The 23,485-nt window shown below is 63.8% G+C and carries 20 protein-coding genes; 10 read left to right on the plus strand and 10 right to left on the minus strand.

What is annotated here, in order from left to right:
• Nucleotides 1-49: 49 nt before the first annotated feature.
• Entirely contained in the window at nucleotides 50-724 is a 675-nt protein-coding gene (locus OUZ45_RS18205) for an NADPH-dependent F420 reductase (protein WP_425601719.1), read from the minus strand.
• A 144-nt stretch (nucleotides 725-868) separates the two neighbouring features.
• On the opposite strand from OUZ45_RS18205, the gene OUZ45_RS18210 reads away from it, so the two are divergent.
• On the plus strand, nucleotides 869-1,414 hold the full coding sequence (locus OUZ45_RS18210; protein WP_266171628.1) for a Smr/MutS family protein: 546 nt from the start codon (nucleotides 869-871) through the stop codon (nucleotides 1,412-1,414).
• Nucleotides 1,415-1,550: 136 nt separating this feature from the next.
• On the opposite strand, the gene truD is transcribed toward OUZ45_RS18210, so the two are convergent.
• The 7 genes from truD to pyrG all read right to left on the minus strand — a co-directional run bounded on the left by truD (nucleotide 1,551) and on the right by pyrG (nucleotide 8,074).
• Complete coding sequence (gene truD / locus OUZ45_RS18215) at nucleotides 1,551-2,558, minus strand: tRNA pseudouridine(13) synthase TruD (protein ID WP_266171630.1); 1,008 nt, start codon at nucleotides 2,556-2,558, stop codon at nucleotides 1,551-1,553.
• A gap of 112 nt (nucleotides 2,559-2,670) precedes the next feature.
• Nucleotides 2,671-3,144 carry a 2-C-methyl-D-erythritol 2,4-cyclodiphosphate synthase gene (gene ispF, locus OUZ45_RS18220; RefSeq protein WP_323137577.1) on the minus strand — a complete coding sequence of 158 codons (474 nt, stop codon included), beginning with the start codon at nucleotides 3,142-3,144 and terminating at the stop codon, nucleotides 2,671-2,673.
• Nucleotides 3,145-3,151: 7 nt separating this feature from the next.
• Entirely contained in the window at nucleotides 3,152-3,856 is a 705-nt protein-coding gene (gene ispD / locus OUZ45_RS18225) for a 2-C-methyl-D-erythritol 4-phosphate cytidylyltransferase (RefSeq protein ID WP_425601717.1), read from the minus strand.
• A complete protein-coding gene (gene ftsB, locus OUZ45_RS18230; protein ID WP_266171634.1) occupies nucleotides 3,853-4,182 on the minus strand; it encodes a cell division protein FtsB in 330 nt (109 codons plus the stop codon). Before ftsB ends, ispD begins: the two co-directional genes overlap by 4 nt.
• An 18-nt stretch (nucleotides 4,183-4,200) precedes the next feature.
• On the minus strand, nucleotides 4,201-5,499 hold the full coding sequence (eno, locus tag OUZ45_RS18235; RefSeq protein ID WP_266171635.1) for a phosphopyruvate hydratase: 1,299 nt from the start codon (nucleotides 5,497-5,499) through the stop codon (nucleotides 4,201-4,203).
• A gap of 74 nt (nucleotides 5,500-5,573) precedes the next feature.
• A complete protein-coding gene (kdsA, locus tag OUZ45_RS18240) occupies nucleotides 5,574-6,407 on the minus strand; it encodes a 3-deoxy-8-phosphooctulonate synthase (RefSeq protein ID WP_266171637.1) in 834 nt (277 codons plus the stop codon).
• Nucleotides 6,404-8,074 carry a CTP synthase gene (pyrG, locus tag OUZ45_RS18245; protein WP_266171639.1) on the minus strand — a complete coding sequence of 557 codons (1,671 nt, stop codon included), beginning with the start codon at nucleotides 8,072-8,074 and terminating at the stop codon, nucleotides 6,404-6,406. Before pyrG ends, kdsA begins: the two co-directional genes overlap by 4 nt.
• 132 nt (nucleotides 8,075-8,206) lie before the next feature.
• On the opposite strand from pyrG, the gene OUZ45_RS18250 reads away from it, so the two are divergent.
• From OUZ45_RS18250 to OUZ45_RS18270, 5 genes are all read left to right on the plus strand, one after another.
• Nucleotides 8,207-10,018 carry an aminopeptidase P family protein gene (locus OUZ45_RS18250; RefSeq protein ID WP_266171641.1) on the plus strand — a complete coding sequence of 604 codons (1,812 nt, stop codon included), beginning with the start codon at nucleotides 8,207-8,209 and terminating at the stop codon, nucleotides 10,016-10,018.
• A 165-nt stretch (nucleotides 10,019-10,183) separates the two neighbouring features.
• Entirely contained in the window at nucleotides 10,184-12,073 is a 1,890-nt protein-coding gene (parE, locus tag OUZ45_RS18255) for a DNA topoisomerase IV subunit B (RefSeq protein ID WP_266171643.1), read from the plus strand.
• A 108-nt stretch (nucleotides 12,074-12,181) separates the two neighbouring features.
• Nucleotides 12,182-14,692 (plus strand): acyltransferase family protein, encoded by a 2,511-nt coding sequence (locus OUZ45_RS18260; protein WP_266171645.1) that lies wholly within the window; start codon nucleotides 12,182-12,184, stop codon nucleotides 14,690-14,692.
• 21 nt (nucleotides 14,693-14,713) lie between these two features.
• On the plus strand, nucleotides 14,714-16,066 hold the full coding sequence (locus tag OUZ45_RS18265) for a GDSL-type esterase/lipase family protein (RefSeq protein WP_266171647.1): 1,353 nt from the start codon (nucleotides 14,714-14,716) through the stop codon (nucleotides 16,064-16,066).
• An 85-nt stretch (nucleotides 16,067-16,151) separates the two neighbouring features.
• Complete coding sequence (locus OUZ45_RS18270) at nucleotides 16,152-16,679, plus strand: 3-hydroxyanthranilate 3,4-dioxygenase (protein ID WP_266171649.1); 528 nt, start codon at nucleotides 16,152-16,154, stop codon at nucleotides 16,677-16,679.
• Nucleotides 16,680-16,842: 163 nt separating this feature from the next.
• Here the strand turns inward: OUZ45_RS18270 and OUZ45_RS18275 are convergent, their stop codons facing one another.
• Nucleotides 16,843-17,421 (minus strand): NUDIX hydrolase, encoded by a 579-nt coding sequence (locus OUZ45_RS18275; protein WP_425601718.1) that lies wholly within the window; start codon nucleotides 17,419-17,421, stop codon nucleotides 16,843-16,845.
• A 103-nt stretch (nucleotides 17,422-17,524) separates the two neighbouring features.
• Between OUZ45_RS18275 and OUZ45_RS18280 the strand changes: the two genes are divergently transcribed.
• The 3 genes from OUZ45_RS18280 (at nucleotide 17,525) to OUZ45_RS18290 (ending at nucleotide 21,745) form a co-directional block, all read left to right on the plus strand.
• Nucleotides 17,525-18,505 carry a hypothetical protein gene (locus tag OUZ45_RS18280; protein WP_266171653.1) on the plus strand — a complete coding sequence of 327 codons (981 nt, stop codon included), beginning with the start codon at nucleotides 17,525-17,527 and terminating at the stop codon, nucleotides 18,503-18,505.
• Between the two features lie 223 nt (nucleotides 18,506-18,728).
• Nucleotides 18,729-20,213, plus strand: a complete 1,485-nt coding sequence (locus OUZ45_RS18285; RefSeq protein ID WP_266171655.1) for an amino acid permease — start codon at nucleotides 18,729-18,731, stop codon at nucleotides 20,211-20,213.
• An 89-nt stretch (nucleotides 20,214-20,302) separates the two neighbouring features.
• Nucleotides 20,303-21,745, plus strand: a complete 1,443-nt coding sequence (locus OUZ45_RS18290) for an amino acid permease (RefSeq protein WP_266171657.1) — start codon at nucleotides 20,303-20,305, stop codon at nucleotides 21,743-21,745.
• Nucleotides 21,746-22,226: 481 nt separating this feature from the next.
• Here the strand turns inward: OUZ45_RS18290 and OUZ45_RS18295 are convergent, their stop codons facing one another.
• Nucleotides 22,227-22,559, minus strand: a complete 333-nt coding sequence (locus tag OUZ45_RS18295) for a high-potential iron-sulfur protein (protein ID WP_266171659.1) — start codon at nucleotides 22,557-22,559, stop codon at nucleotides 22,227-22,229.
• 166 nt (nucleotides 22,560-22,725) lie between these two features.
• Between OUZ45_RS18295 and OUZ45_RS18300 the strand changes: the two genes are divergently transcribed.
• Nucleotides 22,726-23,385: a methylthioribulose 1-phosphate dehydratase gene (locus OUZ45_RS18300; protein WP_266171661.1), complete on the plus strand. Its 660-nt coding sequence runs from the start codon at nucleotides 22,726-22,728 to the stop codon at nucleotides 23,383-23,385.
• Nucleotides 23,386-23,485 lie beyond the last annotated feature (100 nt).

Genomic DNA, 23,485 nt, shown 5'->3' on the forward strand with positions numbered 1-23,485 from the left:
AGACCCCTGAGTCTACCTGAGCGGGCCTATGGTTTCACACGATGATCGCTCAAGCGTGCAGCACTTTGAACGCGTGCGACCACTCGTTGCGCAGAAGGCCCGGAATACACCACAGCATGCATAGCGGCTCGATGGCACGGGCGGCTTCGATCTTGCCCATGTCCTCCGTATCCCAGCCAAACTGGTCGAGAATGCCGCGCACTTGCTGCTTCGCCGCGTCGTCGTTGCCGCAGATGAACATGCTGGGCCGCCCACCCGGCAAGGCCGGGTTGACCATCTGCCCGTTCCCGACCGAATTGAACGCTTTGACGAAGCGTACCGCCGGGAATGCCTTCTGCAGCTGCTCCATCAACGACTCATCCATCGAGGTAAAGAAGCGCAACACGCCGTTGACGGGCGGCAGGTCGGCAATCGGATTGGTGGCGTCGATGACCACCTTGCCCGCCAGATTCCCGGCACCGGCCAGAGTCAGTGCATCCTTCGTCGCGCCGCCCTTCACCGCCAGCACCACGACTTCACCGAAAGCGGCAGCCTCCGCCATGCTGCCCACCTGGCTGTCTGGATTCGCCTTGACCCAAGCAGCCAGCTTATCCGCCGACCGGGTCCCCAACACTACCTGGTGACCATGTTTGAGAAACCCGCTGGCTAGCGCCTCCGCCACCACACCAGAGCCGATGATGCCGACTTTCATCCCCATCTCCCGTTGGTCTGTGCAAGCGCGCAGCTTGCACCTACGCCCGGCCGCCCGCCATAACCGTCATCACGGAACCGAACCGAGCTAGCAACAGTCGATTTGGAGTCTTCTCAATATCTCTATCTCTGCGTGCCCTCCAGAGATATTGAGCAGGCTCTTAGTTAGGATGCCGCCATGAAACACCAGCCACCGTCACCCGTCAGCGACGACGACACCCGCCTGTTTCGCGAGGCGATCGGCGAAGTGCGCCGCCTCGACCCGGTGGAACCGGCACCATCCACGCCCAAGCCAGAGCCACACCCGCATATGCTGGAAGCCGACGAAGCGGCGGTGCCGGGCGAATTGCTGGACATGGCCTTCGACCCTGGCCTGTTGGAAGTGGGCGAGGAGCTGAGCTATCTGCGCGACGGCTATCCGCCAAAGCTGCTCAAGCAACTCAAGCGCGGTCAGTTCAGCGTGCAGGACGATATCGATCTGCATCAGATGAACGCTGCCGCGGCGCAGGCAACCATCGCCGACTTTCTCGCCGAGGCCCACCACCACGGCCTGCGCTGCGTGCGCATCGTGCACGGCAAGGGCTTGCGCTCCAAAGCCAGTGGGCCGGTATTGAAAGTGCTGACCGACCGATTGCTAAGACGGCGTGATGACGTGATCGCGTTTGCTTCAGCACGGCCGATGCAGGGCGGCACCGGCGCGGTGGTCGTACTGTTGAAAGCGTAGCTCCCTGTGCGCGACAAACCGGCAGGATTGCCGGTTTTGCACGGCGCAAGCCGTCCGCAAGGGGAGCGCCAGGGATGGCCCGAATGAAAAACCTACGGCGTGCGTACGTCGTGATGGTCGCCCACAGGATGGGCTCCTACACCTGTGCTAGTTCACGCACGATCACCGTGGCATAGGCACCGGCGGGCAGCTCGAACGTAAGCTCCAGCGCATCCTCTTCCAGCCAGCGCCACTTCAGATCCTTGGGAATCAGGCGCAGCGGGCGGCGCTCCTGATCCATGCGTGCGGCAGCGAGACCCTCTGCGAGATCGGTGTTGGCGATGGCAACCTCATTCTCCAGGGCACCCGCCACGTCCTTGGCGGGCGTCTCGCCTTGCCCCCACATGGGTCCGGACGGATGGATGTCTGCACGCGCAAGGCGATCCGCGAGAGTGGCATCGAACGGCTCCGGCCCAAACCAGGAGCGCGTTCCGCTCAGCGACCAGATCTCGCCATCCAGCGGCGCGTCCCAAGCCCCGCGCTCCACACGCGCCGCCAGCACCGCATTGAAAATATGCGAGCGCGCCGCCGACAACAGGAACGACCGCTTGTCGCGATCGACCCGGCGGCCGGCGAACATCGCCCGCGCCTGCGCCACGTTGCCGCCTTCACGGCCAAAACGCTGCTCGCCGAAATAGTTCGGCACGCCGCGCACCGCGATCTGCCGCAACACCTGCTCAGCCGCTTCGCGCTCACCCTGCACCTGCCGCAACACCAGCACGAAGCGGTTACCGCGCAACGCGCCGCGCTTGAGCTTGCGTTTGTGGCGGGTGGCGGCCAGCACCTTCACGTCAGCATGCGGAAACGCCGACCAGTCCGGATCCGGCTTGCCGGCCAGCTGCACGGAAAACGTCTGCCGGGTGACGGCATGGCGATCCTTCAATCCGGCGTAACCCACGTTGAGGGGAGGCACCTCAGCGAAGCGTGCCAATTCACGCGCCACCCAATCGGTATTGGCACCGCGCTTCTCAACCCATAACAGGGCGTGTTCGCCTTCGCCATCGGCGTCGTAACCCAGAATTTCTTCCACCTGGAAGTCTTCCGGCGTGCTACGCAGTTGCGCCATGAGCGGCGGATGGCCGTAAGCGTAAGGAAGTTCGGACATGGATGAAGAAAGCCTTGGCGAAGATGAAGAGAGCGTGGCGAGCCCGATAGAAATGAAATCGCCTCCAGTGGTTCGTGCTGGCGTCTTAGGGAGACGAGAACCGACGCCTAGCTTAGGCCAATGCCAGCAACACGCAGGCCTGCGCAGCGATGCCCTCGCCGCGGCCAGTGAAGCCCAGCTTCTCGGTAGTGGTGGCCTTGATACTGATGCGCCCGACCTCGCAACCCAGCTCCCTAGCCATGCACTCGCGCATCGCCAGTGCGTGTGGGCCGACCTTCGGCAGTTCGCAGATCACCGTGACATCGGCATTGCCGATGGCATAACCCTGCTCGCGCATCAGCGTAGCGGCGTGGCGCAGAAAGACCCGGCTTTCGGCGTTGCGCCAGCGCTCCTGAGAGGGCGGAAAGTGCTGGCCGATATCGCCCAACGCCAGCGCGCCGAAGATCGCATCACACAATGCATGGATAACCACGTCGCCATCCGAGTGCGCTTCCACGCCGTGACTATGCGGTACGCGCACGCCACCCAGCATGATGTGGTCGCCCTCGCCGAAGGCATGCACGTCGAAACCCTGGCCGATTCGCATCATGCGGCTACCCTTCCCCATCCGTTTTGCCCAACAGGAACTCGGCCAACGCGAAATCGGCGGCCGTGGTGACCTTGATATTGTCCTCGGCGCCCTCGACGAGCAATGGAGCGAAGTCCGAGGACTCCATCGCCATCGCCTCGTCGCTGACCTTCAAGCCTCGCGCCGCCGCGGCGCGCAGCGCGGCAGCCAATTCGGCGCGCCGAAACATTTGTGGCGTGAAAGCGCGCCAACGCTCGTCGCGCGGCTCGGTCAGCCGGCTCCGCCCCGCTGCATCGGCACGCTTGAGCGTGTCGCGCAACGGCGCACCCAGCAGGCCACCGCCAGCCGCCGAACCGAGTTCGATAAGGCGGGTGATATCCACCGCACGCACGCAGGGGCGTGCCGCATCGTGCACCAGCACGAAATCGTCGTCGCGCACACTCGAGGGCAGTGCTTCGACACCGGCGAGCACCGAGTCGCAACGCTCAGCGCCACCGATCGCGAGGCGCACCGGCTTGTCGCCAAGCTGATCGATGCCGGGCCACCAGGCATCCTGCGCACCCAGCACCACCATCAACCCGGCAATGCGCGGATGCGCAGCGAGCCTTTCCAGCGTGTGCTGAATCAGCGGTTTGCCGGCCAGCGGCAAATACTGCTTGGGAATATCGCCACCAACCCGCGCACCGCGCCCGGCGGCCGGAACCACGCACCACAGGGACGTCATGCTCACTGCCCGCTATCGCTGGCGGTGGCCGGCAGCGGCGCGCTGCTGGCAGCGCCGGGTTTCTCGACCACCTGGTAGAACGTTTCACCTGGCTTGATCAAGCCCAGTTCGGCGCGCGCGCGCGCTTCCACCGCTTGTTCGCCGTGCTTCAGATCGTCCACATCGGCAGCCAGCGCCTGATTGCGCTGGAGCAATCGCTGATTGTCCTCGCCCTGCTTTTTCACGGCGGTGCGCAGCGTTTCTACTTCGTGCACGCCACCGTTGCCGGTCCACAGTTTCACCTGCAGACCGATGAGGGCCAGGAGCAAGATCAGGGCGATCCAGCGCAGCATGGTCGTCCGCTACCTCAATCAGCCCGGCAGGCTGCTCAGGTTCGGGAAGGCCTGGCGACCGGCGTAACGCGCGGCCGCGCCCAGCTGCTCTTCAATGCGCAGCAGCTGGTTGTACTTGGCCACGCGGTCGGTGCGGCACAGCGAACCGGTCTTGATCTGGGTCGCCGTGGTCGCCACCGCGATGTCGGAGATGGTGGTGTCCTCCGTCTCGCCCGAGCGGTGCGACACGATGGCGGCGTACTTGGCGGCATCCGCCATGGCGATCGCTTCCAGCGTCTCGGACAGCGTACCGATCTGATTCACCTTGATCAGGATGGCGTTGGCGATCTTCTTGTCGATGCCTTCGCGGAAGATGGCCGGGTTGGTCACGAACAGGTCATCGCCGACCAACTGCACCTTGTTGCCGATGGCCTCGGTGAGCAGCTTCCAGCCGTCCCAGTCGCCTTCGGCCATGCCGTCCTCGATGGTGACGATCGGGTACTGCTTGCTCCAGCTTGCCAGCAGATCGACGAACTGCGCCGGGGTGTAGACCTTGCCCTCGCCTTCCAGGTCGTACTGGCCGCCCTTGAAGAACTCCGAACTGGCGACGTCGAGACCCAGCAGAATCTCGCTACCGATCTTGTAGCCGGTCTTGTTCACCGCTTCGAGGATGGTGTCCAGCGCCTCGATGTTGGAGCGCAGGTTTGGCGCAAAGCCGCCTTCGTCACCCACTGCGGTGTTCAGACCCTTGCCCTTCAGCACGCTCTTCAGCGCGTGGAAGATTTCGGTGCCGGCGCGCAGCGACTCCGCAAAGCTCGGCAGGCCGACCGGCAGCACCATGAACTCCTGCACATCGACATTGTTATCGGCATGCGCACCGCCGTTGATGATGTTCATCATCGGCACCGGCAGCGCACCCGGCTTGCCGTTGGAGAGGTACTTCCACAGCGGCTCACTGCGCGAAGCCGCAACAGCATGCGCGGCTGCCATGGAGACGCCGAGCAGCGCATTGGCGCCCAGTCGGCCCTTGTTCGAGGTGCCGTCCAGCGCGATCAGCTTGCTGTCCAGGCCCTTCTGGTCAGCCGCATCGAAACCCTTGAGCGCACCGGCGATCTCGCCGTTGACGTTCGCCACCGCGTTCTTCACGCCTTTGCCGAGGTAACGCGACTTGTCGCCGTCGCGCAGCTCGACCGCCTCACGGGCGCCGGTCGAGGCACCGCTCGGCACCGCCGCGCGACCGAAGCCACCGCCGGCAAGGGTCACTTCGGCTTCGAGCGTGGGGTTGCCACGGGAGTCGAGGATTTCACGGGCGTGAATACGGGTGATTTCGGTGCTCATGCAATTCCAGTCCAAAAGGTGATGAAGCGAAAAGACAGGCCGATCCGTGCGGCGGGAAGACCCGCGTTACGCGATCAAAGAGTTTGTTCGAGGAAGCCGTGGCGTTTGGTGACCGCATCCAGCTCCAACAGGGTTTCCAGCAAGGCCTCCATCTTGCCCAGCGGCCACGCATTGGGGCCGTCGCTGAGCGCCTTGTCCGGATCCGGATGGGTTTCGGCGAACAGGCCGGCCACACCGACCGCGATCGCGGCGCGCGCCAGCACCGGCACGAACTCGCGCTGGCCGCCCGAGCTGGCGCCCTGGCCACCTGGCAACTGCACGGAGTGAGTCGCGTCGAACACCACCGGGCAACCGGTTTCGCGCATCGCCGCGAGCGAGCGCATATCCGATACCAGGTTGTTGTAGCCGAAGCTGGCGCCGCGCTCGCACACCAGGATGTTGTCGTTACCAACATCCTTGGCCTTGGCGACCACGTGCTTCATGTCCCACGGCGCGAGGAACTGGCCTTTCTTGATGTTCACCGGCTTGCCCGCGCGGGCCACGGCCTGGATGAAATCGGTCTGGCGGCACAGGAAGGCCGGCGTCTGCAGCACGTCCACCACGGAGGCGACTTCGCCAAACGGAGTGTATTCATGCACGTCAGTCAGCACCGGCACGCCGATCTGGCGCTTTACTTCGCCCAGGATGCGTAGCCCTTCCTCCATGCCCGGCCCGCGAAAGCTGGTGCCGGAGGAACGGTTGGCCTTGTCGAAGCTGGATTTGAAGATGAAGTTGATACCGAGCTTGCCGGTGATTTCCTTGAGCTTGCCGGCGGTATCGAGCTGCAGCTGTTCGGACTCGACCACACAAGGGCCGGCAATCACGAACAGCGGTTGATCCAGGCCTACCTCAAAGCCGCACAACTTCATGCGACGTGCTCCTTGGCCAGACGCTCGCCCTCGCGCACGGCTTTGAACTCGCGCGCAGCGCGCACGAAGCCGATAAACAGCGGATGGCCATCGCGCGGCGTGGAGGTGAATTCCGGATGCGCCTGGCAGCCGAGGAACCATGGGTGCTTCTGCTGCGGCAGTTCGACGATCTCCACCAGCAGGTCATCCATCGACTTGCCGGAGACCACCATGCCCAGGTCTTCAAACGGCTGGCGGTAACGGTTGTTGAACTCGTAACGGTGGCGATGGCGTTCGCGCACCACTTCCTGGCCGTACATCTCGCGCGCCAGCGTGCCGGCCTTGAGGCGGCACTCTTGTGCACCGAGACGCATGGTGCCGCCGAGATCGGAACGCTCGCTGCGTTGCTCGATTTCACCCGTGGCCGTGGTCCACTCGGTGATCAGCGCGATCACCGGGTTGCCGGTGTTGCGATCGTTCTCGCTGGAGTCGGCGTCGGTCAGGCCGGCCACGTTACGGGCGAAATCCACCACCGCCGCATGCATGCCGTAGCAGATGCCGAAGTACGGCACGCCGTGCTCACGGGCATATTTGGCCGCCAGCACCTTGCCTTCGAAACCGCGCTTGCCGAAGCCGCCCGGCACCAGGATCGCATCGACGCTGCTAAGCGCCTTGGCCGCACCCTCGGCTTCCACTTGTTCGGAGTCGACCCACTGCAGATTCACGCGGGTCAGCTGCTTGATGCCGCCGTGGCGCAGCGCTTCACCCAACGACTTGTAGGCGTCCTTGTGCTCGACATATTTGCCGACGATGGCAATGTTGATCTCGTCCTTCGGATGCTCCACCGCATCGACCGTGCGCTGCCAGGCGGAGAGATCGGCCGGGCCGGCTTCGAGGCCGAGCTTCTTGACCACGATCTCGTCCAGCCCCTGCTTGTGTAGCCACAGCGGCTGCTTGTAGATGATGTCGACGTCGGCGGCGCTGATCACCGCCTGCTCCGGCACATTGGTGAACAACGCGATCTTGCGGCGCTCGCCTTCCGGCAACTGCTGTTCGCAACGGCACAGCAACACGTCCGGCTGGATACCGATGGAGCGCAGCTCCTTCACGGAATGCTGGGTCGGCTTGGTTTTGATCTCGCCAGCGGCCTTGATGTACGGCACCAGGGTCAGGTGCATGAACAGCACCTTCTCCGGGCCATGTTCGATGCGCAGCTGGCGAATGGCCTCGAGGAACGGCAGCGATTCGATATCACCCACCGTACCGCCGATCTCCACCAGCGCCACGTCGAAACCGCGGGTGGCCTCGTGGATGCAGTGCTTGATCTCGTCGGTGATATGCGGGATCACCTGCACGGTGGCGCCGAGATAGTCACCGCGGCGCTCCTTGCGGATCACCGATTCGTAGATCTTGCCGGTGGTGATAGAGTTCTTGCCGGTGAGGCGGGTGTGCACGAAACGCTCGTAGTGACCGAGGTCGAGGTCAGTCTCCGCGCCGTCGTCGGTCACATAGACCTCGCCGTGCTGGAAGGGACTCATGGTGCCCGGGTCCACGTTGATATATGGATCGAGCTTCATCATGGTGACCGAGAGGCCACGCGCTTCCAGAATGGAAGCCAGCGACGCCGCGGCGATGCCCTTACCAAGTGAGGACACCACACCGCCGGTGACGAAAATCAGGGGGGTCATGGGATGCAGCCGTGCTGGAAATCGGCATTTTAGAGGAAGATGGTCCTACCCGCGAGTCATCTCGGAAAATTTCCCGCTTCGATTCATGCATCGCCGCCGGAACCGCGCCTCGGCGACTGCTAGCATGAATAGATGAGCGACCGCACCCACCTCAGCCTCATCCGTCTTGCCACCCTGCGCCAGGCCATGCACCAGCAAGGTGTCACAGCCTGCCTCGTTCCCAGCGCCGACCCTCATCTTTCCGAATATCTGCCCGCGCATTGGCAGGCCCGCGCCTGGCTGTCCGGCTTTACCGGCTCGGCCGGCACGTTGGTGGTGACCCAGGACCATGCCGGCCTGTGGACCGACTCCCGCTACTTTGCCCAGGCCGAACAACAACTGGCCGGCAGCGGCATTGCCCTGATGAAGCAGCGCATGTCGCACGCGTCCGAGCATCTGGACTGGTTGCAGCAGCATATGGACGAAGGCGAGGTACTGGCGGTGGCCGGCGACAGCCTTGCCCTCTCCACCCAGCGTCACATCGAGCGCCGCTTTGAAGCATCCGGCGCCCGCCTGCGCACCGATCTGGACCTGCCCGGCGCGATCTGGACCGATCGTCCGCCCTTGCCCACCGCCCCGGTGAGCGAACACACCCTGCACTATGCCAGCGTGCCGCGCGCCGACAAGTTCACGCGATTGCGCACCACCATGCGCAAGCTCGGCGCCAGCCACCATCTGGTATCCAGCCTGGACGACATCGCCTGGCTGACCAACTTGCGCGGCAGTGATGTCGAGTGCAATCCAGTGTTCTTGTCGCATCTGTTGGTCGAAGCCGACGGACATGCCACGCTGTTCATCGAGCGTGGCAAGTTGAGCGACGCCTTGGTGGTCTCGCTGGCCGCCGACGGTATCCAGCTCGCCGATTACGCCACCGTCACCGATGCACTGGGCGAGCTGAGCAAGAGCGATAGCCTTCTACTGGATAGCAGCCGCGTCGTCAGCGCCATCGCCGCCGCCATTCCGCAGGCGACCCAACGCATCGAGGCCGCCAACCCGTCCACGTTATTCAAAGCGCGCAAGGGCGCGGCCGAGCTGGATCACATTCGCGATGTGATGCGCCGCGATGGCGCCGCACTGGTGCGCGCCTTCCGCCGTCTGGAAGAACGCCTTGTGGCCGGCATGAGCCAGACTGAGCTGGATGTGGAGACCTTGCTGCGCGAGGAGCGCTCCGCCCAACCCGATTTTGTCGGCGAAAGCTTCTCCACCATCGCCGGCTATCAAGCCAACGGCGCCCTGCCGCACTACCGCGCCACACCGGAAAGCCACAGCACCCTCAAGCCGCAGGGCCTGCTGCTGGTCGATTCCGGTGGCCAGTACCTCGGCGGCACCACCGATATCACCCGTGTGCTGGCCCTGGGCGAGACCACCGCTGAGCAGCGCCGCGACGCCACCCTGGTGATGAAGGGCCTGATCGCGTTGTCCCGCGCACGCTTTCCCAGGGGCGCCAGCGGTCCGCAACTCGATGCGCTGGCGCGCGCGCCGCTATGGGCCAGCGGCATGGACTACGGCCATGGCACGGGCCACGGCGTCGGCTTTTTCCTCAACGTGCATGAAGGGCCGCAGGGCATTCGTCCGCCGATCCAGGGCGGCGCCCTGGTGCCGCTGGAGCCCGGCATGATCAGCTCGATCGAACCTGGCCTGTACAAGCCAGGCCGGCACGGTATCCGCCACGAAAACCTCGCCGTGGTGGTGGAAGCCGACCTGACCGAGTTCGGCGAGTACTACGCCTTCGAAACGCTCACGCTGTGCCCGTTCGACCGACGCGCGCTGGAACCCAGCCTGCTCAATCCCGAAGAGCGAGCCTGGCTGGACGACTATCACGCCACCGTGCGCGCCGCGCTCAGCCCGCTACTGGAAGATGCTGACCTGATCTGGCTGGAGCGGCATTGCGCGCCGCTCTTATGAGCGGCGTGCAAGGGGTGAGAAGTGAGAAGTAAGTGCGCAAGTCCGAGACGCCATCGCCTACCTGCGTGCTTACCCCTTACTGCTTACTCCTTGCGCCCCTTGGCCCCTTGACCTCTTAGACCCCTCACCTCATCCTCCCGCGACTCGCCTGATCGAAAACCACTAATGAGCAGTCGCTACAACGCCGCCGACATCGAAGTCCTCTCTGGCCTTGACCCGGTCAAGCGCCGGCCGGGCATGTACACCGACACCAGCCGCCCGAACCATCTGGCGCAGGAAGTCATCGACAACTCGGTGGACGAGGCGCTGGCCGGCCATGCCAAGTCGATCGATGTGATCTTGCATAGCGACGGCTCGGTCGAGGTCAGCGACGACGGTCGCGGCATGCCGGTGGACATCCATCCGGAGGAAGGTATTCCCGGCGTGGAGCTGATCCTCACCCGCCTGCACGCGGGCGGTAAATTCTCCGGCAAGAACTACAACTTCTCCGGCGGCCTGCATGGCGTGGGCGTGTCGGTGGTGAATGCGCTGTCCAACCGGGTGGAAGTCACCATCCGTCGCGATGGCAACGAATACCGCATGGCGTTCGAGCACGGCGACCGCGTCAGCGAGCTGGAGATCATCGGCAGCGTGCCGAAGAGAAAGACCGGTACCACCGTGCACTTCTGGCCGGAAGCGAAGTACTTCGACTCGCCGAAGATCTCGCTGTCCAAGCTCAAGCACCTGCTGCGCGCCAAGGCCGTGCTGTGCGCCGGCCTCAATGTGAAGCTCACCGATGAGGCCAGCGGCGAAGTCGTCGAATGGCATTACGAGGACGGCCTGCGCGACTACCTGCGCGGCGAACTGGAAGGCGCCGAGTCACTGCCCTCCGATCTTTATGTGCACCACGTGGCCCGCGAGACCGAAGGCCTGGACGTCGCCCTCGCCTGGCTGCCGGAAGGCGAACTGGTGCAGGAGAGCTACGTCAACCTGATCCCGACTGCGCAAGGTGGCACCCATGTCAACGGCCTGCGCAGCGGCCTGACCAATGCCATCCGCGAGTTCTGCGACATCCGCAACCTGCTGCCGCGCGGCGTGAAGCTGGCGCCGGAAGACGTGTGGGAGCGCCTGGCCTTCGTACTGTCGGCCAAGCTGCAGGATCCGCAGTTCGCCGGCCAGACCAAGGAGCGTTTGTCCTCGCGTAATGCCGCAGCACTGGTCGAAAACGTCGTGCACGACGCCTTCAGCCTGTGGCTGAACCAGAACGTGGAACTGGGTGAACGCATCGCCCAGCTCGCCATCGAGCGCGCCAGCGCGCGCCTGAAGGCGTCCAAGCAGGTCATCCGCAAAAAGATCACGCAAGGCCCCGCCCTGCCCGGCAAGCTGGCTGATTGCACCGCGACGGATCTCAACCGTACCGAGCTGTTCCTGGTGGAGGGCGACTCCGCCGGCGGCAGCGCCAAGCAGGCACGCGACAAGGAGTTCCAGGCGATCCTTCCGCTACGCGGCAAGATCCTCAACACCTGGGAAGTGGAATCCGGTTCGGTGCTCGGCTCCGAGGAAGTGCACAACCTCGCCATCGCCATCGGCTGCGATCCCGGCAAGGACGACCTCAGCAGCCTGCGCTACGGCAAGGTCATCATTCTGGCCGACGCCGATTCCGACGGCCTGCATATCGCCACCCTGCTCACCGCGCTGTTCCTGCGCCATTTCCCGTCGCTGGTGCGCGAAGGGCACGTATTCGTGGCGATGCCGCCGCTGTTCCGCGTCGACGTGGGCAAGCAGGTGTTCTACTGCCTCGACGAGAACGAAAAAGCCGCGATGCTGCAGCGGATCGAGCGCGAGAAAATGAAAGGCCAGGTCAGCACCACCCGCTTCAAGGGTCTGGGCGAGATGAACCCGTCTCAGCTACGCGAATCCACCATCCACCCCGATACCCGCCGCCTGGTGCAGCTCACCGTCGACGACGGTGAAGGCACCGCCAAGCTGATGGACATGCTGCTGGCGAAAAAGCGCGCCAGTGACCGCAAGGCCTGGCTGGAAGAAAAGGGCGACCTGGCAACGCTGGAGGTTTGACCCGAAGGGCACACCGCATCGCCCCTGTTTTTGCCCGAACTTTCCATCGTGCTATCACGTTCGGCAGACATGCTGCACGGATAAGGACTTCCAACCAAGAGCGTCAACATGCTCCTCGCTGACCATCCACAGGAAGTGGATCACCACTCGGATGTGGCGGATGTAATCACTGACTCACCAAGCCCTATCGCCGTCCGCTTGACCGGGCTCGACGGGCTTCGCGCCATCGCCGTCACCGCGGTGCTGCTGTTTCATGCCGATTTCTACTGGGCCAGGGGTGGCTATCTCGGCGTCGACCTGTTCTTCGTGATCTCGGGCTTCCTGATCACGGGATTGCTGGCGAGCGAAATTCAGACGTCCAAACGCCTGGATCTCGGCCAGTTCTACTGGCGCCGCGCCAAGCGCCTATTGCCCGCGGCCTGGCTGATGATGGCGGGCGTCATCGCCGCAGCGGCATGGTTTGCTACCGATGCCCTGCCGCACCTGCGGGGCGATGCGACGGCATCTCTCGTCTACCTGACGAATTGGGAATTGCTGCGCACCCATACGTCGTACTTCGAAGCCACCGGTCGACCGCCCTTGCTACAGCACCTTTGGTCGCTGGCTATCGAGGAACAGTTCTACATCGTGTGGGCGCCACTGGTTCTGCTGGGCCTGCCACGCATCGGCCGGCGTGGCTTGGCCGTGGTGGCGGCGATACTGGCGATAGCGTCCGCGGCATGGATGGCGGTACTGGCCATGAAAATGGGCTACCCGGACCAAGGGGACCCCTCGCGACTTTATTTCGGCACCGACACGCATGGCTTTCCGCTATTGCTAGGCGCCGTGCTTGGGCTTTCCTGGCAACCCAGCCGCGCAACACGGCCACTCCGTCCCGTGACCCGCGGCGCCGGATTCCTGCTGGGCCTGGCCGCGCTGGCGATGATGTTCGCGCTGTTCGCCTGCCTGGGAGAGGAGACCCCGTCGCTCTATCCCTGGGGCTTTCTCCTGGCCGCGGCGTCGAGCATCACGCTTGTCGCGACAGCCACCCATCCGGGCCTATCGTTCGGCCGCTGGCTCGATAGCGGGCTGCTGCGCTGGATCGGCGAGCGCTCCTACGGGATCTATCTATGGCACTGGCCCGTCTTCATGCTGACGCGGCCAGGCATCGATGTGTACGCGCTGGATGCGAACACGATTCTGATACTGCGCATGGCGCTGACGGTCTGCATCGCCGCGCTCTCTTATCGGTATCTGGAAGCACCGATCCGCCACGGCGCGCTCGAACGCCTCTGGCGCCAAATGACCACACGCCGCAGCACCTGGCTACGCCGCACGGCCGTCATGCTGACCGTGCTCATGGCCTTTGGCGCGATGGGCGCCGTCCTGCTGCAGGCGCCCACCCAGGCAAAGCCGGCGCAGGATGTACGCGACGCACTGGGTCTCGATGCCACGGCCAGCGCCATGGATGCCAAAGACAAGGCCAGCCCGGCTGTGGCCGAGTCGACAGCCGAAACACTCCAGCCGGTGGAGGCTCCCGCTGCGCCCGATCAGCCCGATCAGCCACCGGTGCAGACCTTCACTGGCCAGGAGCTGACGGCGGTGGGCGATTCGGTACTGCTAGGTTCCGGCAGACGGCTCAAGGCCACACTGCGTGGGGCGGATGTTCACGCCACGATGGGCTGGCAGGCCGCCGATGTGATCAAGCAACTCAAGGCTTTGCACAATGCCGACCAGCTGCGCCCGGTGACACTGATCCACCTGGGCACCAATGGCTACATCACCGAGGCTCAGCTCCGGCAGATACTCTCCATGCTTGCCGACCGTGAACGCGTGATTCTGGTGAACACGCATGTGCCGCGGCGCTGGATGGAGACCAACAATGCACTGATCGAGCGCGTAGCACCCGACTTCCCCAACGTGGTGAGCGTCCGATGGAACGATGTCTCGGAGGGCCAGCCGGATTACTTTGTCTCCGACGGCGTCCATCTGACCGACATCGGCCAGCACGCCTTCATCGCCGCCATCATGCGCGAGGGGCATCTGGTGCCCGGCACGCAGAATGCACCCAGTCCAACCGCTATCGACACCAGCAAGGACTACACCGCCAGCGCGGGCGATCTGTCACTCACCTTGGTCCGCGCATCGCAATCGGCACCTTCCGACAAATACTGGCAAAAGATGGCGCTCTGCGAGACCGATGCGAACTGGCAAAACGCCGGACGCCATTCGGGCGGCCTCGGCATCTCCGTCGCGGACTGGACGACATGGGGAGGTGTGGAATTCGCGCCCACCCCGGCGGAGGCGACGCCCGCGCAACAAATCGAGGTAGCCAATCGCATGTCCACCCAGGGCTGGACACAAGCGGACGGCACCACGGTGAAACCGATCGGCTTCACCACTTGGCGTTGCGTGGCTGCACTCGGCCGTCCGCCCACCACATCCGCTTATACGTACACACCGCAGAGCGTGATCGCGCAATCCTTCCATCTGGGCGAACGCGGCGAGGTGGTGCGCGACCTGCAACTGATCCTCGGTGCATCGCGCGATGGCATCTACACCAAGGCTCTGCGCAAGAAACATCTGGCGTATCTGAAGCACAACGACCTGCCCGAAACTCTGGCAGGCTCGGAGCCTTGAATTCCTGGAGACCCAAACCTCATGGCACACGTTTCACGCTTCATCACGATGGGTGCCTGGTGCATGGGATTCATCGCGTTGTCGATAGCGCGCCCCACCGCGGCCCAGGACAGCCTGCCCGTGGCAAATATCAGCGACCTGGCGTGCCCCAACGCGCCGCCAGCACCAAAACCGCCGTCAGGCCGTCCGTCCGCGGGCGTTTCCATGGTCGGCACCCAGATGCCGAGCGATGCCGAACTCGGCCCCCTGGCCAGAACGGTGATCCGCGACCAGCCAGTACTCGATCCCAGCGCGATTTCTGGTTTCGCACTCGGCGACACGACGCAGCCTCGCCGCATCGCCTTCTGGGGTGACAGCCATATCGCCGGTGGGCCGCTCATGCCTACCATCATCGAGACGCTGCGCAGCCGCGGCCTGAGCGTGGCTCCCCGCTTTCTTCCGCCGACCATGGGGCGCGCCAACATCAACCTGCCCGGGCTGCGGGCCTACTGCATCGGCTCTGGATGGTCGACGGAAATCGCCTATACCTCAGCCACGCCGATCGCCAGCGGACCGGCCTTGATGAACCGCATGGCCGACGCCGGGCCGGACAGCTACCTCTGGCTCGATCTGCGCAATGCTGTGCGACAACCCAACGTACGCCAGCTGCAGCTTGTCTATCGCGCGCCCGCCGGCGCCACGATTGGCTACACCATCAACGACGGCGAGCCATTCAGTGCCCCTCTGGCGGCCGCGAGCGACAGTCAGACACTGACTATCCGCAGCGATCGACCGATCTCGACGATCAAGCTGCGCGTAACACAGGGCAAGCTGGTGCTGTACGGCCTCATTCTCGACTACATACAACCGCCGACGATCACCTTCGACGTGTTCGGCCTGCCCTCCGCTACCGTGCGCGGCTGGGCCAATGCCGATCCCGACTACCTCGCACAAACCCTGCACGGCGTGAACTATGACGGCGTCGTGCTGGAATACGGCACCAACGAAGGGGCCGCCTCCGATTTCGACGCCGATAAATATGCGGCGACGCTGACTCAGGCACTGACTCACTTACGCAAGGTCTTCCCATCGATCTCCTGCGTCCTTGTCGGGCCACCCGATCGTGGCTCACTGCGCTCAGGCAAGGTGCGTCCGCTCCCCTTGCTCGCGTACGGACACATCCATCAACGGATCGAAGGCATTCAACGGCAAGTCGGCAACCAGTTCGGCTGCACCGTCTGGAGCTGGCAGGACCTGATGGGCGGACCCGGCGGCAGCTACGGCTGGGCGCACGCCCAGCCCAGCATGATGGGTCGCGACCTCATCCATCTGAGCCCGGATGGATACCGGCGCACCGGCCGCGCGCTGGCTCATAGTCTGGGCTGGGGGCCTTAATCCAACGCTAGGCCATCGACTGCGCGGGCATTCCCCGGGCCGGTCAGCGACGCTATCTTGTCTCCATACCCCGCCGGAACGCCCCATGTCCCTGCTGCCACCGATCAATCTGACACGCTGGATCGACGAACACCGCCACCTGCTCAAGCCGCCGGTCGGCAACAAGTGCATCGTCGACGGCGACTTCATCGTGATGATCGTCGGCGGGCCCAATGCGCGCACCGACTATCACTACGACGAAGGCCCGGAATTCTTCTATCAGCTCGAAGGCGAAATGGTGCTCAAGGTGCAGGACGGCGGCACCGCGCGCGACATCCCGATTCGGGCCGGCGAAATGTTCTACCTGCCACCGCGTGTGCCGCACTCGCCGCAGCGCATGCCGGACTCCATCGGCCTGGTGATCGAGCGCCGCCGTTTAGCCGACGAAAAAGACGGGCTGCTGTGGTTCTGTCAGCACTGCAACCACAAACTCTATGAGGAGTACTTCACCCTCGAGAGCATCGAACGCGATTTTCCACCGGTGTTCGAGCGTTTCTACCGCTCGCGCGAGGCGCGCACCTGCCAGCAATGCGGCCAGCTGCACCCTGCGCCTTCTAAGTACGAATCCATGTAGGAGCGCACCCTGTGCGCGACAAACCGGCAGGACTGCCGGTTTGCACGGCGATAGCCGCCCCAAGGGCGAGGGCCATGGGTGGCCCGAGTGAAACGGCCCGACAGGATCGTGCTCCGTACGGGCCCGGCCCTGCTGTGCAGGGCTTTCGCCGACAGGGTGGCTCCTACAAAGTACTGCGCTCCAGCCACTTGGCCGCCATGCGCCGTAGCGACACATCCGCGCTCGCGTCATCTGCGATCTCGCGGATCGACCTCCACGCCAGCGCCAGCGATTCCTCGCTGACCGCAAACGCCTCGCTACCTGTCGCGCGCACCACGTAGCGTACGTCGTAGTGCCAGTGCCCCGGCACGTCGCCACGCTCGGGTATCCAGTGGCGGTCGACGTCGAAGATCTCGTCCTCAACCTGCAGATCGGCGAGCCCCGACTCCTCTCCCGCCTCGCGCAGGGCCACCCGCGCGAGGTCGGTATCACCATCCGCATGGCCACCCAGCTGCAGCCAGCGAGCCAGCTTGCGGTGATGGGTCAGCAGCACGCGCTCGCCGTCGTTGCTCACCAGCCAGGCCGAACCGGTGAAATGACCGGCGAGATGATGACGCTGGAAGGCATCCGGCGTTTCGCTGAGAAAGTGGAGGAAGTGCGCCACCTGATCTTCATCGGGCCAACGCTGCTGATAACGGTCGAAAGAATGACGCACGCACACCTCGTGATTGACGGCTGTGAACGACGAGTCATTCATCGCCATATTTTTCAGAACGCTCTTACATCTTACCGCGCATCCAACTCCTAGCCTGACGACGTGATCCACGCATGCCGCGTCGATCACTCGTCGCATGGAGATCGACTGTATGAGTTGCAAGCGAATGACTGCCGCTGCATGCCTGCCTTTCCTGCTGGCGTGCGCCACACCCGCGCTGGGCGACAACATACGCGCCACGGCCAATTTCACCGGCCCGCTTCTCACCCCAAACGCTGCCAACCTCCCGCGCGGACTGACCAACATCGAACCCTATCTGGTCTACCAATCAAGCACCGGCACGTATGACGGGCAGGGTCGCAAGCAGGACAAGATCAGCGACTCGCACCAGTGGCAGCTGCTGGTGCCGGTCATCTACGGCGTGACCGATCGACTGCAGGCGCAGCTCTCGCTCGGCATGACCCACGCGTATGCAGGGGGCACACATACCGATGGCGCCCGTCTCACCGACACCTCGGCGAAACTGCAGTACATGCTGCTCGCCCCCAACACCGACGGCACCCGGCCGGCCATCTCCGTGGCGTTCGCCCACCGCTTCCCCACCGGTGCTTACGACCGGCTGGACGCCAACCCACTAAACGGAACCGGCAACGGCGCCTCCATCAACACGCTGGCGCTGAGCACCCAGCACTACTTGTGGCTACCTGACGGCCGACCGCTGCGCTGGCGTTCGAATCTGTCCTACAGCCTGCCGCCAAGCTCCGTGGGCATCACGGGCAAGAGCGTCTATGGAACGCCAGCCGACTTCCGTGGCCACGTGCGCCTGGGACGCTCGCTCGGCATCTCACTGTCTGCCGAATACAGCATCGATGAGCATTGGGTGCTGGCACTCGATCTCGCCTACGACCACGAATCGTCGGCTCATCTCCACGGCATGCAAGGTCAATCGCCAGTCATGGCGCAGGTGGTCGACCGCCGCGATCCGGCTCGCTCGGTCTACAGCGTAGCGCCGGCCGTGGAATACAACGTCAACCGCAACCTCGGGGTCATTGCGGGCACCCAGTTCAGTGTCGCTGGACGGCACAACGATGCATTCGTGGCGCCCCAGGTAGCGGTCAACATGGTCTTCTAAGAACACGTTGGCTGGCGCCGTGCCCGCCAGTCGCTTACCGAAAAAGGAGAGCAAGCACGATTCCAGCTCGACGAAAACCACCAATAGTCATATCCGCATTGCAGCTTGTACCGCCGCGTTCCGCTGGGCTATGGTGCGTCGGTTGAGTCTTTGCGCATCGCCGGTCGGGCTTCAACCCGGTCCAACAATACGAAAGCGAATAACCAGCATTCTGGGGAGAAACATGCTGAAAAATCTTTTTGCGACGACACCAATCTCGGCTGCGTCCGGAGCTGGAGAGCTTCCGGACGTGGGCGCACATGGCGAAGCCACCCTCAAGCGCGCACTGTCCGCCCGCCACCTGGTGATGCTGGGCATCGGCGCGATCATCGGCGCCGGCATCTTCGTGATCACCGGCCAGGCTGCGGCACAGCACGCCGGCCCAGCCATCGTGCTCAGCTTCGTGCTTGCGGGTTTTGCCTGCGCACTGGCGGCACTCTGCTATGCCGAGTTCGCCGCCATGCTGCCCGTGTCGGGCAGCGCCTACTCCTATTCCTATGCCACGCTCGGCGAATACGTCGCCTGGTTCGTCGGCTGGAGTCTGGTGCTGGAATATCTGTTCACCGTCGCGACTGTAGCGGCGGGCTGGTCGGGGTATTTCAACAAGCTGCTGTCGTTGATCAGTGGATGGGTCGGCCATGACGTGACCCTGCCGAAAATATTGGCCGCGGCCCCGTTCACCGTCGTTGACGGCCACGTCCAGGCCACCGGCATGCTGATCAACCTGCCCGCCGTGGCGATCATCGCCGCCATCACCGGCCTGTGCTATGTCGGCATCACTCAGTCCGCCTTCGTCAACTCGATCATCGTGGCGATCAAGGTGACGGTGATCCTGCTGTTCATCGCTTTTGCCTCGAAGTACGTGAACCCGGACAACTGGCACCCCTTCATCCCGGCCAGCGAGGGTCCGTCCAAGTACGGCTGGAGCGGTGTGGGTCGCGCCGCTGCCATCGTGTTCTTCTCCTATATCGGCTTCGATGCGGTCTCCACCGCGGCGGCCGAAGCCAAGAATCCGCAGCGTGACATGCCGATCGGCATCCTCGGCTCGCTGGTGGTCTGTACGATCCTCTACATCATCGTCGCCGGCATCCTCACCGGCATCGCCGACTTCCGTCTGCTGGGTACGCCGGAACCGGTTTCGACCGCGCTGGACAACTACCCGACCCTGCACTGGCTGCAGATCATCGTGGTGATCGGTGCGGTGACCGGCCTCAGCTCAGTGATCCTGGTGATGTTGATGGGCCAGCCGCGCATTTTCTATTCGATGGCGCGCGACGGCCTGATCCCGGCTTTCTTCGGCCGCATCCACCAGAAGTTCCGCACCCCGCACGTGGGCACTGTGGTAGTCGGCGTGCTGGCCGCCATGCTGGGCGGCATGTTCAACATCGGTGTGCTGGGCGAAATGGTAGCTATGGGCACCCTGCTCGCTTTCGCTACCGTGTGCATCGGCGTGCTGGTGCTGCGCTATACGCGCCCGGAGCTGCCCCGCGCATTCCGCGTGCCGGTGGTGTGGCTGGTCTGCCCGCTCGGTGCGCTCGCCTGCATGGCGCTGTTCCTGCAGTCGTTCGTGGAGCACTGGCGCTGGATGCTGACCTGGATCGCGATCGGCCAGGCGATCTATTTCCTCTACGGCTACTCGCACAGCAAGTTGCGCAAGTCCGCCGCATAATCGCTCCGGAGGGGAAGGCCGGCTTCGAGCCGGCCTTCTGCTTTTATTGGGCAACCATGCCCTGACACTACGTTCCACCAGGTTCACGCATGCTCAAGCAGCTTTTCGCCCGCAAGACCGACTTCTCCGACGCAGACGACTGCCACGGCGGCCCCAGCCTTCGCCGCACGCTCGGCAAGTGGGGCGTCACCGCCCTCGGCATCGGCGCCGTGATCGGCACCGGCATTTTTGTGGTGACGGGACAGGCGGCCGCTGAACACGCAGGGCCGGCGGTGCTCATCTCCTTTATCCTCGCAGCGATCTGCAGCGGCTTCACAGCCCTGTGCTACGCCGAGTTCGCCACGCTTATCCCGATCTCGGGCAGCTCCTATTCCTACGCCTACGCCACGCTGGGCGAACTGGTCGCCTGGTTCATCGGCTGGAACATGGTGCTTGAGTACGGCATCTCCGCCTCCGCCGTGGCCGCAAGCTGGACCGGCTATTTCACCAGCTTGCTTGATCATGTCGGCATCCACCTTCCGACTGCGCTTACCGAAGCGCCTCTCGCCTTTACCAACGGCCACCTGGTGGCCACCGGGCACATCTTGAATCTGCCGGCGGTCGCCATCGTGCTGGCGCTGACCTGGCTGTGCTACGTGGGCATTCGCGAATCGGCAGGCCTCAATGTGCTGATGGTCGCGCTCAAGGTCGGCCTGATCATCGTGGTGGTGATCGCCGGCTACCGCTACATCAACCCGGCCAACTGGCACCCGTTCGTACCGCCGGCCGATGGCCCCGGCAAGTACGGCTGGTCCGGCATCATGCGCGGCGCGGCGATGGTGTTCTTCGCCTATATCGGCTTCGAGGCCACCTCCACCGCCGCGCAGGAATGCAAGAACCCGCAAAAAGACTTGCCATTTGGCACGCTGGTTTCGCTGGTGATCTGCACCGTGCTCTACCTGGCCATGGCCGCCGTGCTGACGGGCCTCGTCTCCTACACCGACCTGGGCACCAGCGAACCGGTCGTCACCGCGATCCGCGCGCATCCAGAACTCGGCTGGCTGCGCCTGGTGGTGGAGATCGGTGCGCTGATCGGCCTCTCCTCGGTAATCCTGGTGATGATCATTGCGCAGCCGCGCATCTTCATGATCATGTCGCGCGACGGTCTGCTGCCGCGCGTGTTCAACCGCATCCATCCGAAGCACCGCACGCCGCACCTCAACACCCTGATCACCGGCGCCGGTATCGCCATACTCGCCGCGGTGTTTCCGTTGGACCTGCTGGCCGACCTCACCTCCATGGGTACGCTGATCGCGTTCGTCGCGGTGTGCGCCGGCGTGCTGATCCTGCGCTACACCGCGCCGGAACTGCCGCGCCTGTTTCGCGTACCGGCCGCATGGTTCATCTGCCCCGCCGGCGTGCTCAGCTGCCTGGCGCTGCTGTCCACCATGGCCTGGTTCAACTGGCTGCTGATGATCAGCTGGACCGTGATCGGCCTGGCGATCTACTTCGGCTACGGCGTCCGGCACAGTAAGCTGAGGAACCGCATCTGACGCTAATTTCGCCGAAAAACCTTCAATTTCGGCGAAATTATCACTTTTCCTGCAAACGTCATCGAAACAGCAACCTACTCCCAGTTCGCAGCAATCGCACCCCACTCATGACAATGAGTCACGAATTGCATCGTAATTCATTGTTTTTAAATGATTTAACGAGACTTTTTCGGGATTTTTTTGGCCTAGGGCCGCCCCAACCGATCCGGCCGGGAGTATGATCTTCAGTCCGTGGGTTGATCACTTGGCAGTGGGCCCCGGATTGCCGCCCGGCGCGTCAGGTGAGTCAGCTCCTCGGCCTGACGCGTCTGGGCTGCATCTTTAACCTTCCGGCAGATCGTTCGATCGCCGATGACTTTCCTTCTTGTTCGCACACCACATCGCAACGTACCCACGTCGCGCATCTGTGTGTGTGGAAGAAAAGAAAAGGCCGGCGCAGCCGCCGGCCTTTCGGTGCAGCGACGAGCGCGAGGAGCGCAGGTCAGGCTTTCTTCGGCGCGTGCGATACGCACCAGCCCTTCGCATTCACCGACTTGCCCGGGAACAGCTGACACGGACCGTAACCGCTCGGACCACCGGAATAGAACTGGCAGTTGGCACAGGTATCGCCCGGCTTGCGCTTGGCGTCCTTCGTCGCGCTGGCATCCTCGACATAACCCAGCGCCTTGGCCGTCGGATCGGACTCGGCCACATGCGGCAAATCGGCAGCGCGCGCAAACCGCGGCAAGCCTCCGATCACCACCGCTGCGGCAGCCGTTCCCGCGGCAGCCTTGAGAAAGCGACGACGCGATTCGAAATCTTTTTCATACGACATTGGCCAAACCTCCGTCAGGGATCTATTCGCTGCACCCTGCAGCGAATCCAGCAGCGATGTTACGCCTCCCGGAGACATTCATCCCGACTCGCGAATGGCTCGCATTCCAGAAGGGTCCGCTTCGACCGCATGCTATAGTCGCGCTCCGTTTGGACGTCCATTCCACATGAGCCAGGTTCTTCCAGCCACGATCTCCCCTGCCCTGTTCGCCGAGCGCGCCGACGCCATCGCCGATGCCGCACGCGAACTCGCCGCCGCCGGCTGGACACCGGCCACCAGTAGCAATTTCTCGATGCGACTGGATGCCGATCACGCCGCCATCACGATTTCAGGCCGCGACAAAGGCAAGCTGGGCCGCGACGACATCATGCTGATCGACATGCATGGCAAAGCCGTCGGCACCGACGCGCGCCCCAGCGCGGAGACCGATCTGCATACGCAGATCTATCGCCGCTACCCCGAGATGAATGCGGTGCTGCACACGCATTCGCGCACCCAAAGCGTGGCCTCGCGCCTGTTCGCGAAAGAAGGCGTGGTGCGCCTGGTGGGGTGGGAGCTGCAGAAGGCCATTGCCGGCCAGACCACGCACGACGCCGAGATGGCGATTCCGGTCTTCCCCAATACCCAGCACATGCCCGAACTGGTCGCCCAGGTGGATGCCTGGCTGGATTCGGGCAAACCACTGCACGCCTACCTGATCAACGGCCACGGCATTTACACCTGGGGCCGCGACATGGCCGAGACACGCCGCCACCTGGAAGCCCTGGAATTCCTGCTGGGCTGCGAGCTGGATTTGAGGAGATTGGGGGCGTGTTCTCCTATATGAAGTGGGCCGCGTTGCCTCGCAGCGGCCGCCAGCCGGTAGCGCGTGGCGCCGATCAGGGTGGCCCCCTGTTCAAGCCGCGCGCTACCGGCTGGCGGCCGCT

The organism is Dyella subtropica (assembly GCF_026283965.1).
Classification (GTDB): Bacteria; Pseudomonadota; Gammaproteobacteria; order Xanthomonadales; family Rhodanobacteraceae; genus Dyella_D; species Dyella_D subtropica.

Bases quoted from the DNA above. Each gene is read 5' to 3' on its own strand.
- OUZ45_RS18210 (WP_266171628.1), top strand. From the start codon at position 869: ATGAAACACCAGCCACCGTCACCCGTCAGCGACGACGACACCCGCCTG.
- truD (WP_266171630.1), bottom strand. From the start codon at position 2,558: ATGTCCGAACTTCCTTACGCTTACGGCCATCCGCCGCTCATGGCGCAA.
- ispF (WP_323137577.1), bottom strand. From the start codon at position 3,144: ATGCGAATCGGCCAGGGTTTCGACGTGCATGCCTTCGGCGAGGGCGAC.
- ftsB (WP_266171634.1), bottom strand. From the start codon at position 4,182: ATGCTGCGCTGGATCGCCCTGATCTTGCTCCTGGCCCTCATCGGTCTG.
- eno (WP_266171635.1), bottom strand. From the start codon at position 5,499: ATGAGCACCGAAATCACCCGTATTCACGCCCGTGAAATCCTCGACTCC.
- kdsA (WP_266171637.1), bottom strand. From the start codon at position 6,407: ATGAAGTTGTGCGGCTTTGAGGTAGGCCTGGATCAACCGCTGTTCGTG.
- pyrG (WP_266171639.1), bottom strand. From the start codon at position 8,074: ATGACCCCCCTGATTTTCGTCACCGGCGGTGTGGTGTCCTCACTTGGT.
- OUZ45_RS18250 (WP_266171641.1), top strand. From the start codon at position 8,207: ATGAGCGACCGCACCCACCTCAGCCTCATCCGTCTTGCCACCCTGCGC.
- parE (WP_266171643.1), top strand. From the start codon at position 10,184: ATGAGCAGTCGCTACAACGCCGCCGACATCGAAGTCCTCTCTGGCCTT.
- OUZ45_RS18260 (WP_266171645.1), top strand. From the start codon at position 12,182: ATGCTCCTCGCTGACCATCCACAGGAAGTGGATCACCACTCGGATGTG.
- OUZ45_RS18265 (WP_266171647.1), top strand. From the start codon at position 14,714: ATGGCACACGTTTCACGCTTCATCACGATGGGTGCCTGGTGCATGGGA.
- OUZ45_RS18270 (WP_266171649.1), top strand. From the start codon at position 16,152: ATGTCCCTGCTGCCACCGATCAATCTGACACGCTGGATCGACGAACAC.
- OUZ45_RS18275 (WP_425601718.1), bottom strand. From the start codon at position 17,421: ATGGCGATGAATGACTCGTCGTTCACAGCCGTCAATCACGAGGTGTGC.
- OUZ45_RS18280 (WP_266171653.1), top strand. From the start codon at position 17,525: ATGAGTTGCAAGCGAATGACTGCCGCTGCATGCCTGCCTTTCCTGCTG.
- OUZ45_RS18285 (WP_266171655.1), top strand. From the start codon at position 18,729: ATGCTGAAAAATCTTTTTGCGACGACACCAATCTCGGCTGCGTCCGGA.
- OUZ45_RS18290 (WP_266171657.1), top strand. From the start codon at position 20,303: ATGCTCAAGCAGCTTTTCGCCCGCAAGACCGACTTCTCCGACGCAGAC.
- OUZ45_RS18295 (WP_266171659.1), bottom strand. From the start codon at position 22,559: ATGTCGTATGAAAAAGATTTCGAATCGCGTCGTCGCTTTCTCAAGGCT.
- OUZ45_RS18300 (WP_266171661.1), top strand. From the start codon at position 22,726: ATGAGCCAGGTTCTTCCAGCCACGATCTCCCCTGCCCTGTTCGCCGAG.